The organism is Actinomycetota bacterium, assembly GCA_009923495.1.
In the GTDB taxonomy this organism is placed as follows: domain Bacteria; phylum Actinomycetota; class Actinomycetes; order S36-B12; family UBA5976; genus UBA5976.
Map to the genome: position 1 here is coordinate 90,903 of RFTJ01000005.1, position 16,377 is coordinate 107,279.

General features: G+C 47.7%; 15 protein-coding genes. 10 read left to right on the top strand and 5 right to left on the bottom strand.

What is annotated here, in order from left to right; translation table 11 throughout:
• Window positions 1-28: 28 nt before the first annotated feature.
• The 3 genes from EBS36_03610 to EBS36_03620 are packed head-to-tail and all read right to left on the bottom strand — an operon-like array spanning window position 29 to window position 3,867.
• On the bottom strand, window positions 29-1,627 hold the full coding sequence (locus EBS36_03610) for a citramalate synthase (GenBank protein ID NBU32240.1): 1,599 nt from the start codon (window positions 1,625-1,627) through the stop codon (window positions 29-31).
• Window positions 1,614-2,804, bottom strand: coding sequence for a branched-chain amino acid aminotransferase (locus tag EBS36_03615; protein NBU32241.1), 1,191 nt, complete (start codon window positions 2,802-2,804; stop codon window positions 1,614-1,616). The genes EBS36_03610 and EBS36_03615 overlap by 14 nt, the downstream gene beginning before the upstream one ends.
• 19 nt (window positions 2,805-2,823) lie before the next feature.
• A complete protein-coding gene (locus EBS36_03620) occupies window positions 2,824-3,867 on the bottom strand; it encodes a 3-isopropylmalate dehydrogenase (GenBank protein NBU32242.1) in 1,044 nt (347 codons plus the stop codon).
• A gap of 264 nt (window positions 3,868-4,131) precedes the next feature.
• On the opposite strand from EBS36_03620, the gene leuA reads away from it, so the two are divergent.
• The 4 genes from leuA to EBS36_03640 all read left to right on the top strand — a co-directional run bounded on the left by leuA (window position 4,132) and on the right by EBS36_03640 (window position 9,719).
• A complete protein-coding gene (leuA, locus tag EBS36_03625) occupies window positions 4,132-5,838 on the top strand; it encodes a 2-isopropylmalate synthase (protein NBU32243.1) in 1,707 nt (568 codons plus the stop codon).
• A 145-nt stretch (window positions 5,839-5,983) separates the two neighbouring features.
• Entirely contained in the window at window positions 5,984-7,171 is a 1,188-nt protein-coding gene (locus tag EBS36_03630; GenBank protein ID NBU32244.1) for a glycosyltransferase, read from the top strand.
• A 9-nt stretch (window positions 7,172-7,180) separates the two neighbouring features.
• Window positions 7,181-8,209, top strand: coding sequence for a glycosyltransferase (locus EBS36_03635; GenBank protein NBU32245.1), 1,029 nt, complete (start codon window positions 7,181-7,183; stop codon window positions 8,207-8,209).
• Window positions 8,196-9,719 (top strand): hypothetical protein, encoded by a 1,524-nt coding sequence (locus EBS36_03640; protein ID NBU32246.1) that lies wholly within the window; start codon window positions 8,196-8,198, stop codon window positions 9,717-9,719. Before EBS36_03635 ends, EBS36_03640 begins: the two co-directional genes overlap by 14 nt.
• A gap of 27 nt (window positions 9,720-9,746) precedes the next feature.
• On the opposite strand, the gene EBS36_03645 is transcribed toward EBS36_03640, so the two are convergent.
• The gene (locus tag EBS36_03645) at window positions 9,747-10,460 is read right to left on the bottom strand and encodes a DNA-binding response regulator (protein NBU32247.1); all 714 of its coding nucleotides are present in this window, start codon (window positions 10,458-10,460) and stop codon (window positions 9,747-9,749) included.
• Between the two features lie 243 nt (window positions 10,461-10,703).
• Here EBS36_03645 and EBS36_03650 point away from each other — a divergent pair, with 243 nt between their 5' ends.
• The 5 genes from EBS36_03650 to EBS36_03670 all read left to right on the top strand — a co-directional run bounded on the left by EBS36_03650 (window position 10,704) and on the right by EBS36_03670 (window position 14,565).
• A complete protein-coding gene (locus EBS36_03650; GenBank protein NBU32248.1) occupies window positions 10,704-11,357 on the top strand; it encodes a hypothetical protein in 654 nt (217 codons plus the stop codon).
• Between the two features lie 67 nt (window positions 11,358-11,424).
• Window positions 11,425-12,009 carry a hypothetical protein gene (locus EBS36_03655; protein ID NBU32249.1) on the top strand — a complete coding sequence of 195 codons (585 nt, stop codon included), beginning with the start codon at window positions 11,425-11,427 and terminating at the stop codon, window positions 12,007-12,009.
• 15 nt (window positions 12,010-12,024) lie between these two features.
• A complete protein-coding gene (locus tag EBS36_03660; GenBank protein NBU32250.1) occupies window positions 12,025-12,579 on the top strand; it encodes a signal peptidase I in 555 nt (184 codons plus the stop codon).
• A 25-nt stretch (window positions 12,580-12,604) separates the two neighbouring features.
• Entirely contained in the window at window positions 12,605-13,684 is a 1,080-nt protein-coding gene (locus EBS36_03665) for a hypothetical protein (GenBank protein ID NBU32251.1), read from the top strand.
• Window positions 13,681-14,565 (top strand): hypothetical protein, encoded by an 885-nt coding sequence (locus EBS36_03670; protein ID NBU32252.1) that lies wholly within the window; start codon window positions 13,681-13,683, stop codon window positions 14,563-14,565. The genes EBS36_03665 and EBS36_03670 overlap by 4 nt, the downstream gene beginning before the upstream one ends.
• A 160-nt stretch (window positions 14,566-14,725) precedes the next feature.
• On the opposite strand, the gene yaaA is transcribed toward EBS36_03670, so the two are convergent.
• Window positions 14,726-15,280: a peroxide stress protein YaaA gene (gene yaaA / locus EBS36_03675; GenBank protein ID NBU32253.1), complete on the bottom strand. Its 555-nt coding sequence runs from the start codon at window positions 15,278-15,280 to the stop codon at window positions 14,726-14,728.
• 94 nt (window positions 15,281-15,374) lie between these two features.
• On the opposite strand from yaaA, the gene EBS36_03680 reads away from it, so the two are divergent.
• A complete protein-coding gene (locus EBS36_03680) occupies window positions 15,375-16,334 on the top strand; it encodes a pirin family protein (protein NBU32254.1) in 960 nt (319 codons plus the stop codon).
• The last annotated feature ends 43 nt before the right edge of the window (window positions 16,335-16,377 follow it).

Below are 16,377 nucleotides of genomic sequence, written 5' to 3' on the forward strand. Positions count from 1 at the left end.
ACCCTATCGGGCAAGTTGACCTAATGAATTAGTTCTGGTGGCCCAAAAGTCCGTACGTGATGGCATCTTCCAGCGCTAGCCACGATGCCGCAATCACATTCTCATGGACTCCTACGGTATTCCAACGCTTGGTGCCTTCGGCCGTTTCAATCAAAACCCGGGTGACCGCTCCAGTGCCCTGACCGCCATCCAAGATTCGGACCTTGTAATCAACAAGCTCAAGTGATGCAAGTTCGGGGAATCGTTGGATTAGCGCAGAACGCAAAGCATTGTCTAGCGCATTCACCGGGCCATTTCCAGATCTAGTTTCACTAATGATCTCATCACCAAAGCGCACATTTACTGTGGCATCACTTACGACGGAGCCGTCAGCGAGTTGTTCAGTTACGGCCCGCCAAGAATCGACGGTGAACTTATGCGTGTCGGTTCCCGTTAACGCACTTTGCAGTAATAGTTCGAATGATGCATCGGCGGCTTCGAATGACCAACCGCGTGCCTCAAGATTTTTTACTTTCTCAACAACTTCACTTATGGCCGCTGGATTTGTCGACAAGTCGTAACCAAGTTCACGGCCTTTGAGTTCAATCGATGCCCGACCAGCCATTTCAGTAACCAAAACTCGCATGTCATTGCCAACCACTGCAGCGTCAATATGGTTGTAGAGCTCGTGATTCACTTTGAGGGCACTGGCATGAAGTCCAGCTTTATGCGCAAAGGAAGAAATGCCAACATACGGCTGGTGCGTATCAGGGGTGAGGTTCGCGATTTCAGCAATTGCATGGGAAACCCGGACCATTTCTTTAAGTGCACCTTCGGGTAGCACCGCGACGCCCAGCTTTAATTCAATATTTGCAACCACCGAGAATAAATCTGCGTTGCCAGTTCGTTCACCATAGCCATTGGCGGTGCACTGTGCATGAGTTGCCCCAGCCTCAATTGCGGCGATCGTATTTGCAATTGCGCAGCCTGTGTCATCCTGACAGTGAATACCGAGCCGAGCACCAGTTCGGGCCAAAACATCTTTGACAATTGTGTGAATGCCAGTTGGCAGCATGCCACCATTAGTGTCACAGAGCACTGCCACATCAGCACCTGCATCAATTGCAGCCATTACTGCTGCCACACCGTAATCGGCATCGTGTTTATAGCCATCAAAGAAGTGTTCAAAGTCAACGAATACCCGTCGACCTAGCGAAGTAAGCAAAGAAACCGTGTCTGAAATCATGGCCAAGTTTTCTTCGCGAGTAGTCTTTAGCGCCTGCTCAACATGCCAGATGTCACTCTTGGCCACCAATGTGATAACTGGTGCCTGAGAATCAATTAAGGCTTGAACTTGGGGATCCTCGGTTGCGCTTATTCCAGCTTTTCGCGTTGCACCGAAGGCAACTAGCTTGGCGTGTTTTAGTTCGACCTCACCGGCAGCCATTCTGGCAAAAAATTCAGTATCTTTAGGCAGCGCACCTGGCCAACCGCCTTCAATGAATCCAACTCCAAATTCATCTAGCAACTTGGCTACTGCAAGTTTGTCCTCAACCGAGTAGGTAATTCCTTCGCGCTGAGCTCCATCGCGCAAAGTTGTGTCATAAACATGGAAGTCGTCTGATAACGGCACCTTAAACCACCCGATGCATCCAGTTATGTTTATCTTCTGCTCTGCCTGTTTGAATATCTACCAAAGCTTGACGAAGTTTCATCGTGATTTCTCCGGGCTCACCATCGGCGATGGTCCAGGAGCCGCTGTTTTTACTTTGGACCCGGCCTACTGGCGTAATCACAGCAGCTGTTCCGCAGGCAAAGGTTTCAGATATTTCTCCGCTCGCGCAACCTTCGCGCCACTGCGCCACAGAAATAGCTTCTTCAGAAACTGGAAAGCCTAAATCACTGGCCAAACTCAATAGCGAATCGCGGGTAACTCCTGGCAATAAAGTTCCAGTCAATTTCGGCGTGGCGATTCTTGCTCCAGCACCAGTTCCATAAATGAAGAACAAGTTCATGCCACCCATTTCTTCAATGTAAGTGCGCTCGATGGCGTCTAGCCAAACAACCTGATCGCAACCTTGCGTAGCAGCCTCTGCTTGCGCCACCAAACTTGCCGCATAATTGCCAGCACACTTAGCCTCACCCGTGCCACCTGGCGCGGCCCGAACAAAATCGTCTGAAATCCAGACGGAAACCGGCTTAACGCCTTGTGGGAAATACGCTCCAACGGGCGAGGCTAGCAAAACATACGTCACATGAGTTGATGGGCGAACGCCGAGTGCATCCTCGGACCCAAATTCAAGCGGGCGCAAATAAAGTGACTTTTCTGGACCTTCTGGAACCCATTCTTGATCCTGTCGGACTAAAGCTTCAATTGAGCCGAGAAATAAATCTGTTGGCACAGGTGGAAGTGCTAGGCGAAATGCCGAACGCTGAAATCTGAGAGCATTGGCCTCTGGGCGAAAGAGGTAAATTCCACCATCTGCATGTCGGTACGCCTTAAGTCCCTCGAAAATTGATTGGCCGTAATGCAACGCGTTAAGTGCAAATCCACCAACCTGCATTGAACCGGAAACCAATTGAGCTTGCTGCCAACCACCATCGGCGGTCCAAACTGCCCGAACGATATTGTCGGTGAAGTACTTACCAAAGCCGGGATCTTCGAGAATTTTGGCTCGCTCTTGATCAGAAACTGGATTTGGATTGGGGTTTACCTGAATTTCTGAAACTGCGCTCAGTCGGTCATTAACTGGGTAAACCTGCGCACCCGAAGCGGCCACAGCAGCAGCCGCGACATCTAAATTGGAGTGAACAGTTTCAGTCATAAGTACACGCTACTAGTTTTTAGGCAGTAACGGCAGTGGCTAATGCGTCACCAATCGCACTAGTAGACCTAACGGAGCTTCGGCTGGCTAGGTCAGCGGCAACTGCAGACTCTACTTTCTGAGCCGCGGCAGTCTCGCCGATGTGGTCAAGAAGCATTGCAACACTCAAAACTGTTGCTGTTGGATCTGCTTTACCCTGGCCCGCGATATCTGGCGCACTGCCATGAACTGGCTCGAACATGCTTGGGTTGGTGCGACTCGGGTCAATGTTGCCACTAGCTGCCAATCCAATTCCGCCGGCAATTGCTGCGCCAATGTCGGTAATGATGTCGCCAAATAGATTGTCGGTGACAACAACATCAAATCGCTCGGGCTGAGTAAGGAAGAACATGCTTGCGGCATCAACATGGCAGTAGTCGGTTTCAACTTCCGGGAATTCGGCAGCAACTTCGTTGAACGTGCGCTGCCACAAATCGCCACCATAAACCAAGACGTTTGTTTTGTGAACCAGTGTTACTTTGCCACGACGCTTGGTTGCGCGAGCGAAGGCGTCGCGAATTATGCGCTCGGCACCAAATCGAGTGTTGATGCTCACTTCGGTTGCGACTTCCTGTACCGTGCCTTTACGTAACGAACCACCGGCACCGACATACGGTCCCTCAGTTCCTTCGCGACAAACAACAAAGTCGATGTCCTTCGGGCCCTTACCAGCAAGCGGCGATTGCACTCCAGCGAAAAGTTTGACTGGGCGCAGATTCACATGATGATCGAGTAAGAATCGAAGTGGTAGCAAAACTCCGCGCTCAAGCACTCCTGGTGGAACGGATGGATCGCCAATTGCACCGAGCAAAATGGCGTCATGGCCCTTTAGCTCCGAAACAACAGAATCAGGCAAAGTCTCGCCAGTGGCGTGATAACGACGAGCACCTAAGTCATATTCATTGGTGCTAATGCTCAAGTTTGCAAAGGAAGCGACTGCATAAAGGACCTTGAGTCCTTCAGTCACAACCTCGGTTCCGATGCCGTCGCCTGGAATTACTGCAAGTTTGATGTCTCGTGCCATGCGTTCAAGATTATCGGTCGCGGGCTAGAACTGAAAAACCGCTGATTCTAGAAATGAATTTTTCGCAAATGCCAGAATGCTGATAGCCTAAAACCAATGTACGTGAGCCTGCTCCTTCGCAGCCGCGACGAGGCCTAAAAGTCGGTCCACTCGTCGCGGAGTTTTTGTTGTGCCGAGCCTTTGTCCCCATAAAACTCACTACATTTAACTGGAGCAGTTCCAATGACTAAACACGATGAACGTAATCCGCAGAATTCTTCTGGAATGAGGTTTGCCCGATACGCGCCCTTTATTCCAGTAAACCTCACAGATCGCACCTGGCCAGACAAGGTAATGACTAAAGCGCCTCGCTGGTGCGCGGTTGATCTGCGCGATGGTAATCAAGCACTTATCGACCCAATGACGCCTGATCGCAAACGACGGATGTTCGAGTTGCTCGTGTCTATGGGCTACAAAGAAATTGAGGTTGGCTTTCCTTCTGCCAGTCAACTGGACTTTGACTTTGTCCGGATGCTTATCGAAGAAAACTTAATTCCTGACGATGTTGTTATCCAAGTTTTGACGCAAGCTCGCGAGCATTTGATTGAGCGCACATTCGAAGCAATTGAAGGCGCTAAGCAGGCAGTTGTTCATCTTTACAACTCGACTTCAACATTGCAGCGCAAGGTAGTGTTTGGGCTCGACAAAGATGGCATCAAGGAAATTGCAGTGACCGGCGCAAGACTTTGTCAAAAGTATGCCGAACAAATTTCTGGCACAGATATTTACTTCGAATATTCGCCCGAGTCATTCACGGGAACCGAACTCGATTACGCAATTGAAGTTTGCAATGCGGTCAACGATGTGTGGCAGCCGACGCCGGAACGCAAAGTCATTATTAACTTGCCGGCAACTGTCGAGATGGCCACACCAAATATTTACGCCGACAGCATCGAATACATGAATCGCAACCTGAAGTATCGAGACTCAATCGTGTTGAGTCTGCATCCACATAATGACCGTGGCACCGCAGTAGCCGCGGCTGAACTGGGCTACCTCGCAGGCGCAGACCGCATTGAGGGCTGCCTATTTGGCAATGGCGAGCGCACAGGCAATGTCTGCCTTGTGACACTGGGTTTGAATCTATTTAGTCAAGGTATAGATCCAGAGATTAACTTCAGCGACATTGATGAGATTCGCAGAACAGTTGAATACTGCAACCAACTTAATGTGCCTGAACGCCATCCGTATGGTGGCGACTTGGTTTACACCGCATTTTCTGGTTCGCATCAAGATGCAATCAATAAGGGTCTTGCTGCAATGCAGAAGACTGCGCAGGCCGCTGGCAAGAATATTGAGGACATCACTTGGGCAGTTCCTTATTTGCCAATTGATCCCAAAGATGTCGGTCGTAGTTACGAAGCGGTAATTCGCGTGAATTCACAGTCGGGTAAAGGTGGGGTCGCCTACATCATGCGCACCGAACACAACCTAGAGCTACCAAGGCGTTTACAGATCGAATTTAGTCAGGTCATTCAAAAAGTTACCGACACTGAAGGCGGCGAGGTTTCCCCTCAGGATATGTGGAACGTTTTCCTTGATGAGTACTTGCCGAGCAGTGCAGCTCCTTGGGGTCGGTTCAAACTCAAGACTGTCGCCGTCGATAGTGATGTGGATGGCGATACCCGAGTAAAAATTGGCATGAGCGACACCGAGTCATTGGTGGGAGTTGTTGAAGCTGAGGGCACGGGCAATGGTCCGATTGCAGCATTCTGTGATGCGTTAAGCAAAGTAGGCGTTGATGTAAAAGTTCTGGATTACCACGAGCATGCAATGAGCGCCGGTGGCGATGCCCAAGCAGCTGCCTATCTAGAGTGTTCAATTTCTGGTCGAACTCTTTGGGGAGTAGGCATCGACTCGTCAATTGTTACTGCGTCTCTTAAAGCAGTCGTTTCGGCAGTCAATCGAGATCTGCGGAATCAAACAATTTAGTTGGGCCAAGGTTTTGCAAAGAAGAAACGGTGACCAACAAATAATCGGCTCCGGTCTCTACAAACTTTCCAAGTAGGCACTTACTGTAAGTCTTTCGTGAGCAAACTGTGATTGATTGGTGAATTCTGGTAAATAACTTCGTCTTATGACACAGAGCCTAGTTAACAGAACCCGCGAAACATCCACACCAAATCTAGGCAAAATTGCCATCCTGAGTACTTATCCACCAACGGAATGTGGGATAGCAACATTTGCTAAATCTTTAGAGTCAGCACTCTTGGCAAACGGCCAAGCGGTGGACATCGTGCGGCTAACTAATGGTGAATCCAAACCATCGCCTGCAAATGTAGTTGCAGATCACAACGGACAGCAAGACCTTGCAGCTACCTGTGAATTGCTTAATAGTTATGACCACGTTTTGATTCAGCATGAGTTCGGTATTTTTGCTGGCAACGATGGCGAAGAAGTCACTGACATTATTGATGGGCTGTCCGTGCCGGTCTCGGTTGTCTTGCACACAGTTTTAACTGAACCAACTTTGAATCAACGGACAATTCTCAACCATATTGCCAAGAATTCAGATGCCCTGATCACCATGACCCAAACTGGTAAAGCGAAGTTGATTGCCAACTACGCTGCCAACGTCGCCAATGTGCACGTAATCGGCCATGGCGCTCGAGCTATTCACAGCAAACTGGTTGAGCAAGCGAACCAAGTCAAGCGACCACGAATTCTCACTTGGGGTTTGATTGGGCCAGGAAAAGGAATCGAGTGGGCAATTGATGCGTTAGCCATCCTGACAGATTTAGACCCCAAACCTGAATACATAATTGCTGGCCAAACTCATCCGCACGTTAAACAACGAAGTGGTGAAAGTTACCGCCACTGGCTTAGAGATCGCATCGCCCGACAGAACCTAACTGGCAGCGTATTTTTTCTCGACCACTATCTCACAGAACCTGAACTTGATGATTTAATCGCCACTGCTGATATCGTCTTATTGCCCTACGATTCGGTTGAACAGGTCACCTCTGGCGTGTTGGTCGAGGCAGTCGTTGCTGGAGTGCCCATAGTAGCGACAAATTTTCCACATGCGCGCGAAGTGCTTTCAGACAATTCCGGTCTATTAGTAAATCAAAAGGATGCCATCGGTATTGCTTTGGCGATTCGGGCCATTCTGACTAGTAAGAATCGGGCCGATGCTATGCGGTCGCGACTTCGCCGGAAATCACCTGGCTTTCTGTGGCCAGAAGTCGGCCGAAGATACCTAGATGTGCTTTCAGGACTGGCTGATTCATCTGACCTTAAATCCGGACAGAAATTAGTTGGGTAGACAAAATTAATGGCTCTTAACTACTCTCATTTGATTTCGCTCACTGACACCGTAGGAATATTTGAACATGCAAAATACAACAAAGCTAGATTGGACCACGGTTACTGCGTTGATGATGTTGCTCGAGCATTGCTCTTAATTGAGCGTAATCAGCCAGATGACTCGATTGTCTTGAATCTGCGGCACATTTACTTTGACTTCCTTCGACAAGCGCAGAGTCCCGATGGCGCATTCATCAATCGTCGCGACATCGCTGGCAACTGGAACGGTGAACCAGAAGTTTCGGATCATTGGGGTCGAGCCTTGTGGGCGTTGGGAGCAGCATTCGCCTATGACCAAGACCGGGACATTGCCTACGAAGCTTTGCAACGATTCGAGTTAGGCGTTCAAAATCGCAGTGCGCATTTACGAAGTATGCTTTTCGCATCATTAGGCGCTTCAACCATACTTGAGATTGATCCTGACAATCAGCCAGCAACGCGATTGCTTCGATCGACTACTGATCGAATAGACGCCCTGAGCCAAAGTGCTACACCACAGGAAAATTGGCCCTGGCCAGAACCGCGTTTGACATATGCCAATGCGATTTTGCCTGAAGTCTTAATTTTGGCAGGAACTCATTTGGACAATTCGGCTTATTTGACATTGGGTATTGAGTTGCTCAGCTGGCTGCTCAAAATTGAATCAGCAGCTTCACATTTTTCGGTAACGCCAACAAACGGCTACGGACCAACCGAACAACGAAGTACCTTTGATCAGCAGCCTATTGAAATTGCCGCACTAGTTGATGCCTGTAGTTCCGCTTACAAAGTGACTAACGACCCGGTGTGGTTGGCTTATATTGCCCGAGGTGCAAACTGGTTTTCTGGGTCAAATGATTCAAAAACCATGATGTACGACCCGCTAACTGGCGCTGGCTTTGATGGCCTTACTGCTACTGGGCGTAACCATAACCGTGGAGCCGAATCGACAATTGCCTACCTATCCGTGATGGATCAGTACCAACGCCAGTTAATGAGGCAACATGTCTTTAGTTGAGCGTACGAGTGTATTACTACGACCGAATCCAGCCCGAGTACTGGCACGATTGTTCATTCCGGGTGAAGAGTACTTAATAGCTGGAACTAGCAGAGCTAAAGACGTTGTCGCCCGGTGTCTGAGCTTGTCAGAATTAGCGGTGCAAGAAACTCTGACTGCAACTTTGGCCAAGTATGGATATCGGCATCGAGATCTAGAGGGGCAACTTTTAACGCATTACAGCGCTGTTGAAAATTGGGTTGACACCAAAGGCACACCTATTTCTCAAGAGCGCAAATTATTAATTGGCGCTTACTTCACACAAGAATATTCATTTGAATCAGCCGCCTATTTCAATCCATCAATTGTTGCGCATCCCGATCAATCAGGTTTAAGTTCGGGCTACCTGCGCATCATCATGAGTGTGAGAGCAGTTGGCGAAGGTCACATATCTAGTTTGGTATTTCGTAGCGGCATCATCAACCCCATTGGTGAAATCCTGATTGATTCCAGCCCGCATTACGCAACCACCCATGCTCTGCGAAATTCAATCTTAAATAACCGAGTGGTTCGGCAAAGCGCGATAGAGAGTGGACTTGATTCAGAACGACTAGATTTAGTATTGGGCTTGTTGCCTAATCAGTTCACGCCAGCGGATTTAGAAGTCGCCCTAGCCCAAGTAATTCCAGCACAACAGTCTCAATCAACAGTGGATCATGTTCGTTCAGTGCTTCAGAATATTGTGCAAAACGGTTACGAGCTGACCTTTGATAAGCGCACGCCTATAAGCGAGCAAGTGCTTTGGCCAACTTCGCCTGATGAGCGTAGAGGAATTGAGGATGCCAGGTGGGTAAAATTTACCAACCCGGACTTCACCACTAAGTACCTTGCCACTTATACGGCTTACGATGGTCAATCTGTTTCTACTCGAGTGTTTGAAACTGAGGACTTTCAAAAATATTCTTCAACAAACCTCACGGGTAAGGCCATCACAAATAAGGGTGTTGCGCTGTTTCCGCGAACAATAAGTGGCAAATATCTGGCACTATCCAGATGGGATCGAGAATCAAATTCAATCGCTTATTCAGAGGATGGATACCACTGGCAAGATGCGACCACAATTCAGGTGGCAACTCAGCCATGGGAGATCGTGCACATCGGAAATTGTGGGTCACCATTAGAAACTGACCTAGGTTGGATAGTAATAACACATGGCACTGGCCCGATGCGCGAATACTGCCTTGGTGCGATTCTGCTCGATCTTGAGGATCCTACGAAAATAATCGGTCGTTTGTCTCGCCCATTACTATCGGCAAACGCAGAAGAGCGAAATGGTTATGTGCCAAATGTAATCTACTCATGCGGCGGACTAATCCATAATGAAACCTTGTTCTTACCCTATGGATTTAGTGACACCGGTACCAGAATTGCCACGGTGAAAGTCAATGAACTTCTTGACACATTGCTTAACAACGGTCCAGAAAATGTAGATGTCGACTTGTCAACTGACTCAATGATTCACACACATTAATTTCTAAACTCGAATTGCGATTGCTGGCTAGCTAGCAATCACTAATTCCTGAGCCAGTTCGTCGGCTTCCATTCCCAGTTTGTAGCCAAATCCTCGGACGGCAACTGCAATTGTCGGACCTCCGTGTTCGCGAATCTTGCTGCGCAATCGGGAAAGGTGCGATTCAAGTACATGGCCACCACAATGCCAGCCATCCCAGACCCGTACCATCAACTCATCGCGCGAATGAACGCGTTTGGGTTTTTCCATCAGCACCGTTAATAGATCAAATTCAATTCTGGTTAGCGACACTTCTTGTCCATAGATGGCAGCCGTACGCTCTTCCAGATCAAGCAGAATTGGTCCCACTCGTAACTGGGAAACTGGCAATACTTCCTCGAGATTTCGGCGCAACAGTGACTTCACCCGAGCAACCAAAACTCGGGGAAAAAATGGCTTGGCCATGTATTCGTCTGCCCCAGCTGCAAATCCAGTTAGCTGATCAATTTCATCAACCCTTGAGGATAGAAACAAGATGAGCACATTGCGAACACTCTTCAAGCGCCGGCACAATTCATAGCCATCCATGTCCGTATTACGGGCACTAATAATGACCAAAGCAGGCTGATGATTATGAAAGGTCTGAATCGCTTCTCGACCAGATTCAACCGCAATGGTGCTAAACCCTTCGGCTTGCAAAGTTGAAGCAACTAATGAACTTAGTTCCTTATCGTCATTAACAATGAGTATCTGGGGAAGCACTGCACTGCCTTTCTCTTTTTATTTTGACTTCATCCGAATTGAAAACCTCGGCTTTAAATATTCACCTTAGGAATAAGTTGCGGTCGTGTTGCAGAAAACTCACAGAAACAGGAGTTAGCACTATGGCTAGCGTCCTGACAGAAATCTCAAGCAAATTGTGAGCAAAACTTCAGCACCTTGCCAGACAGCACTGGTGTTATGAAAACTAATCGCAATTCTGCGAACTAAAAGGAGAAAATCAGTATGCCGAAAGCAAGCATTCGAAATACCCGATCGCTGCGACTAGTTCTTATGGGACTTATCGGAGCATCATTAATGGCAGTTGTAGGAGTTGGCACTTTTGCTGGACTAAATGCAACAGCTTCAGCAAGTCACTCAGCTAGTGCCGGAACCTTGTCACTGACAAGTGCAAATCGTGGAGTTGGCTTTAGTCAGAGTGTGTCTAACCTCGCACCTGGTGATGTAGTTAATCGTTATGTGAACCTCACAAATGGTGGCAGTCTCGACGCAAAGTCTTTGTCACTGAAAATAACTTCAACTGGTACAGCAAGTCTGATTACCAATGGTGTAGCACCAGTAACTACCAAAGCAGTCACAGTTACGGTTAACTCCTGCACGGGTACTTGGACAGTAGCTACAGGTGTTTGTAGTGGAACGGTACAGAGTGAAATATCTGCTACTCCGCTGTCTACATTCGCGACAGCACAAGATTTCGCAGCAAATCCAACTCTGGCCTCACTAGCAGGCCTGAATTTGCAGATCAAGGTCACTTTGCCAGATCAGGACGAGACCACTACTGATGGAACTCCTCCAGCTAACACTGTGCAGAACGGTTCAGTGAATCTGTCGTATTTGTTTTACGAAGCGCAGCGAACCTCCACCACAACCAATAGTTAATTTGCAATAGACAATGAGGCTGTGAGCTGGGTAAAACCTGCTCACAGCCTCTACCCGGAGGTGAGTAATGTTTGAATATTCAAAGAGAGATTCCGCAAGAAATAGTTTTGCGTTGCTCGCATTCTCAATTCTCTTTACTTTCACCGCCTCGCTTTGTAATCCGAGTTTGGCTGCAGTGAAAGGTACTTCGAGTAAAGCCCAGGTAGTAACCAGTACCGGCTGGGGGGCATATTTGGCACCGGCGGGATCAACGCCTAGTCCGGGACCTTATGTGAATACTTGGATTGCGACCCCTGGAACTCAATTGGCATATCTAGATTTGCTCAATCCGAACACCGTTGCGCTATCTGGAGTGAACTTCAATCTAAGTTCAGTCGAGCCAAACAGTTCTCGACAAAACGTACCCAGGGTCACTTTCGATGTATGCGTAGGCGCTACCTGGAATGCAACGACTGACACTTGTTCAGGCACCATCACAAACTTGGGCACTAGTACTGGCGGAACTGTTAACAGTTCGATTGTGATAGGCGCAAACGCGCGCCTCTCCGTTCGACTCACAGTAGGTAAGACAACCAAAATCTCCTGGACCACCACAATCAATGTTTTAACTGGCAGAGCTCAGGTTCGAGCGGCAATCACAACTAACTCATAACTAGAAGGAAAATATATGTATAGGTCAAAAACAAAAACAAGACTAGGAAGGCGAGCAGTAGCCAATGAACAAAGAACCATACTTGCCGCAATCACCCTTTTTCTTTTAATGGGCATAGCTTTAACGAGTGTGGCCAGCGCCACTTACATCATGGTCAAGCAGATTCATTTCTCTCGTGTTCTTTCCGACAGCATGAAGCCTGAATTTAAGCGCGGAGATTTACTGCTAGTTAAGCCAGTCGACAGACTTTCGTTAGAAAAAGGTGACATTGCAGTGTTGCCTATTCTTGGGGAGCCAGGATCTCAGTTTGCGCACCGAATCATTAATGTTGAGCGAACCAACAACACAGTTCAGGTGCAAACTAAGGGAGACGCTAATCCAGTTATTGATCCATGGAAGTTAACAATTACTTCCCGGAAGGTGCCAGTGGTTGTTAGCAGCATTCCAGCAAGTATTGTGCCGTTAGTTTCGCTAAATCGTTATGTGCTGACGGGCCTCTTTGCGCTTCTCTGTTTGCTCTTTATATCGCTTTTGACTCCACGCAGAATGCGAGAACCCGAGTCTGACTAAAGGGCAGAGCACAAAAGGGGGCTAAATGGCTATTAATCAAAAAGGTGCCAATGGATTAATAGCGGAATACAAATCGGCAGCTGTTTTAAATCTTCTGCTAGCCAATGATGGTTTTGAACTGGCTACAAATCAGTCGGAACTGGAAGCCAATCTAGCTGCTGCAATTGCCAGGGTAGGAAATGAATTAACTACTTCGCAGATTGAACGAGCACTTAAGCAGGGTGAGGCTTCGGCCGTCTACATTTTTGAACAGTTAACCTCAGACCCGAGGGCAATTGGATTAGAAGACTTCCATCTCAATCGTTCCACGGACGTAATTAAGGTGTCAACGGTGGGAAATGAAACAAATAGTGGAGACCCGACCGACCTCATAATTGAAATTCACCGAAATTCAATTCTCACAACATTAGCGATCAGTCTCAAAGCGTACAAAGGTCCTGAATCAAGTCTTGGCAGTAAGTCATCTCGGGCGACCTTGTGTCGGATGTTCTTGAATTCTGAATCGGTCTCGGACGAGGAATTCATTGCCTTCTTTGGCGACAAAGGTGCAAGCTTCTTGAAGGAGTTAAAGAAGTTTAAGCAGACTGCTGACGATTTCTACAACTCGTACCTTAGCAAGCCATTTCTAGACGCCTACGAGGCAAGAAAAGGAACCCGAAAGGTAAACAACCCGCTTAGAAGAAAAGAAGTCGGCGATTACTTTATTGCATTGCACGGATACAAGCCTGAACATCGCTTAGCGGAGCTTTACGTGGATTTATTTAATTATGGCAAAACTGTAATTGATACCGGTGGAGAACATGCTGAAGTATTCATTTCTGCGCTTCGATTCATTCTTGGCAATCCCGAAATGCTCGTCATAGATGTAATTGCTAATGAGCAGGGTGAGATTATCGAGATTCACAACAGCTTGGATCATCCGGTTTATCAGGCTTTCAATAAAGTCTTAAATCCAGGAGTTGAATTGCTCTTAAAATACAAGCCTGGTAGTTCAATCATCAACGTTACTCTAAAAAATAAATCAGTAGTATTTAATAATTTATCACTCGCCATGTGGAAAGACGGAACACTGCAATATAAGCTGAATGCCAAGGACATTAAGTGAAGAGACAAGTTGAAAAAGAGCAGTATTTCACCTCAAATGAACTGGCGAAAAAATGCATTTCTTTAGTTGACTCAAGATTTGGGCTAACCCATTTTGACCTAATTATCGAACCGAGTGCGGGTGATGGCGCTTTTCTAAACTCTCTTCCAACCGATAGGTCTATTGGCATTGATATAGATCCACAGAATCCTCAAATAATTAAGGGAGATTTTCTTGAATGGGCTCCCGAAACAAGAATGAGCAAGCAGCGAATATTGACTATTGGCAATCCTCCATTTGGTGCGCGAGCAGCAGTTGCCGTGAAGTTCATGAATCATGCAGCTTCGTTTTCGGATGTCATAGCATTCATCTTGCCTATGAGTTTTAATAAGTACACATTTCAAGATCGAATTTCACCTATGTTTCATCTAGTGGAATCCTTCAACTGTTCAGATTCATTTCGCACACCGAGCGGTCAGACTAAGGTCAACACTGTCTTTCAGATCTGGGAACTTAAGAATGAACCCCGGGAGAAAACTAGACGGAAAAATGAACATCCTCATTTTCAAATGAAGCATGCTCACCTTTCTAGGGTTTCCGAAATAGAGATGGCTAATCTCAGGGAAAATCATGAGTTTGCCATCGCACAGGTTGGCTCTAATTTTGAACCAAAAGATCCTTGGCAACTAACACAAGGAAGCTATTGGTTCATTTCTCCCAAGGTACCTGAAGTTCGCCAACGCTTTAGCCGCCTTGACTTTAGTTCCCTTAGTGGCATGAATGTGGCACACATGAGTCTGGCTAAGTCCGACATTATCGAAGCCTACGACAAAGTCCTTCGAGATGATGGGGCTACTATTACAGAGCAACAGACTCCTGAAGAGTCCCTCTTTCCACTATGAGCTGGCATGTCCAACTCTGGCCACTTGATGTTCATTCTCACGGTTAACCGGCAAGAAAAATCGACTTCTAAAATTCAGATTATGTCTACTTCTATGTCCAGTATTTGACAATTCGGTCGTGCACTTGAATTTCGAATCGAGACATCCAAACCTAGCGCCCCTATGATTTTGGTGAGATCCATAACCGAGTCAATTGAATTTTGTGACTTCGCAATTGCTCGAAGAATTCTGCCTTTAGTTGCCTTGTTGTGATGTGAAACAACTTTTGGCGGCCCAGATGGCATGCGTTGCAGAATTTTTGGGGCAAAACCGAATCAGCGGACAGTCGATACGCAGGAATTGCATCAGCTAGCGAAATTAACCCAAAGAGAGCGGACTGCACAAAGGTCAGGTCACAAATTTTCTGCAGTTGCGTCTGGGTTAGCGAACTTGGATCAAGCGCTTCGTAGAGCACGCCAGTGTAAATCTGCCATGCCCGAGCGGTACCCATGCTAAACAATTGCTGATTGCGCTCCAATTCAAAATCCTGCTTAGCACTGAGTCCTAAAATCTCTCTGGCCTTTTTCGGCGGTCCAGCACTCACCTTTTGTAGCTGGTTGGTCAAGATTTCGCGCTTGGCAGTTAATGTCGGGTGGGCCAGGCTAGTCAGCCGCAATTTCGGGCCAGAATCCGATGATTTCTTGGTTTCAGAAGGGGGTAAAAGTACAACTGTCATGGTGATTGCCAAATATACGCTGATAGTGGGAATACTTCTTGTTGTGCAAGTAGTTGAAAGTTGAACTAATATGAAAGTAAACCTAGGAGTAAAAATGCCTGCAATCCAGCCAGAAAATGTATTGACTCTGCCAAGAGTAAGTGTCGGCAATCCGCTAGCGATTGCAAGGCCAGTTGCCAAGTTGGTCAAGGCAAAAACAACTTTTGAGGGCGAAGGCTTCATGGTGCGTCGACCATTCCCCGGTGGCATCAGTATGCGCGATGTTGATCCGTTCTTGTTACTAGATCAAATGGGTGGATTTGAACTCGAGCCCGAAGAAGCAAAGGGCACGCCATGGCATCCACACCGCGGATTTGAAACCGTGACTTACATGATGGATGGCCAACTATCTCATCAGGACACTTCAGGTGGCGGTGGCACAATCACCGACGGCTCTACCCAATGGATGACCGCTGGCTCGGGCATCTTGCACATCGAACAACCAAGCGAGTACTTACTGCGTCACGGTGGCATGATGCATGGAGTGCAATTGTGGGTGAACCTGCCCGCTGCTCACAAAATGTCCCCGCCCAAGTATCAGGGCATTGAGGCACAGAGTGTGAAGCTTTTAACCAGTGCCGATGGCGGCGCAGTAATTCGATTAATCGCTGGCGACTTAGCGGGTCATGTCGGTCCGGGCAGTACCTTCACGCCGATTACCTACGCTCACATAACTTTGTCGCCTGGCGCTCGCGTTGACTTGCCGTGGAATCCAGAGTTCAATGCCATGGTCTATTCGCTAAACGGCAGCGGAACTGTCGGCGTTGAGCAAGCGCCTCTGGCCGAATCAACTTTGGCAATCTTTGGAACCGGTGACACCATCACGATTCAGGCGGACAATTCCCAGAATGGCGCTGCCAAGAAACTCGATGTGCTGGTTCTAGGTGGAAAACCAATTGGTGAGCCAGTTGCTCACTACGGCCCATTCGTTATGAATACGCATGCGGAACTTGTGCAAGCAGTTGAAGATTTTCAGGCTGGTCGCATGGGTGTGATTCCACCAGTTCACGTATAGACAATTGATCTTCCAATAAAAAGTGCCCAGCCAATTGGCTGGG

Coding starts and splice junctions, on each gene's coding strand:
- EBS36_03640 (NBU32246.1), top strand. CDS start 8,196: ATGTCTTTAGTTGAGCGTACGAGTGTATTACTACGACCGAATCCAGCC.
- EBS36_03660 (NBU32250.1), top strand. CDS start 12,025: ATGTATAGGTCAAAAACAAAAACAAGACTAGGAAGGCGAGCAGTAGCC.
- EBS36_03650 (NBU32248.1), top strand. CDS start 10,704: ATGCCGAAAGCAAGCATTCGAAATACCCGATCGCTGCGACTAGTTCTT.
- EBS36_03655 (NBU32249.1), top strand. CDS start 11,425: ATGTTTGAATATTCAAAGAGAGATTCCGCAAGAAATAGTTTTGCGTTG.
- EBS36_03635 (NBU32245.1), top strand. CDS start 7,181: ATGGCTCTTAACTACTCTCATTTGATTTCGCTCACTGACACCGTAGGA.
- EBS36_03615 (NBU32241.1), bottom strand. CDS start 2,804: ATGACTGAAACTGTTCACTCCAATTTAGATGTCGCGGCTGCTGCTGTG.
- EBS36_03665 (NBU32251.1), top strand. CDS start 12,605: ATGGCTATTAATCAAAAAGGTGCCAATGGATTAATAGCGGAATACAAA.
- yaaA (NBU32253.1), bottom strand. CDS start 15,280: ATGACAGTTGTACTTTTACCCCCTTCTGAAACCAAGAAATCATCGGAT.
- EBS36_03620 (NBU32242.1), bottom strand. CDS start 3,867: ATGGCACGAGACATCAAACTTGCAGTAATTCCAGGCGACGGCATCGGA.
- EBS36_03630 (NBU32244.1), top strand. CDS start 5,984: ATGACACAGAGCCTAGTTAACAGAACCCGCGAAACATCCACACCAAAT.
- leuA (NBU32243.1), top strand. CDS start 4,132: ATGAGGTTTGCCCGATACGCGCCCTTTATTCCAGTAAACCTCACAGAT.
- EBS36_03680 (NBU32254.1), top strand. CDS start 15,375: ATGCCTGCAATCCAGCCAGAAAATGTATTGACTCTGCCAAGAGTAAGT.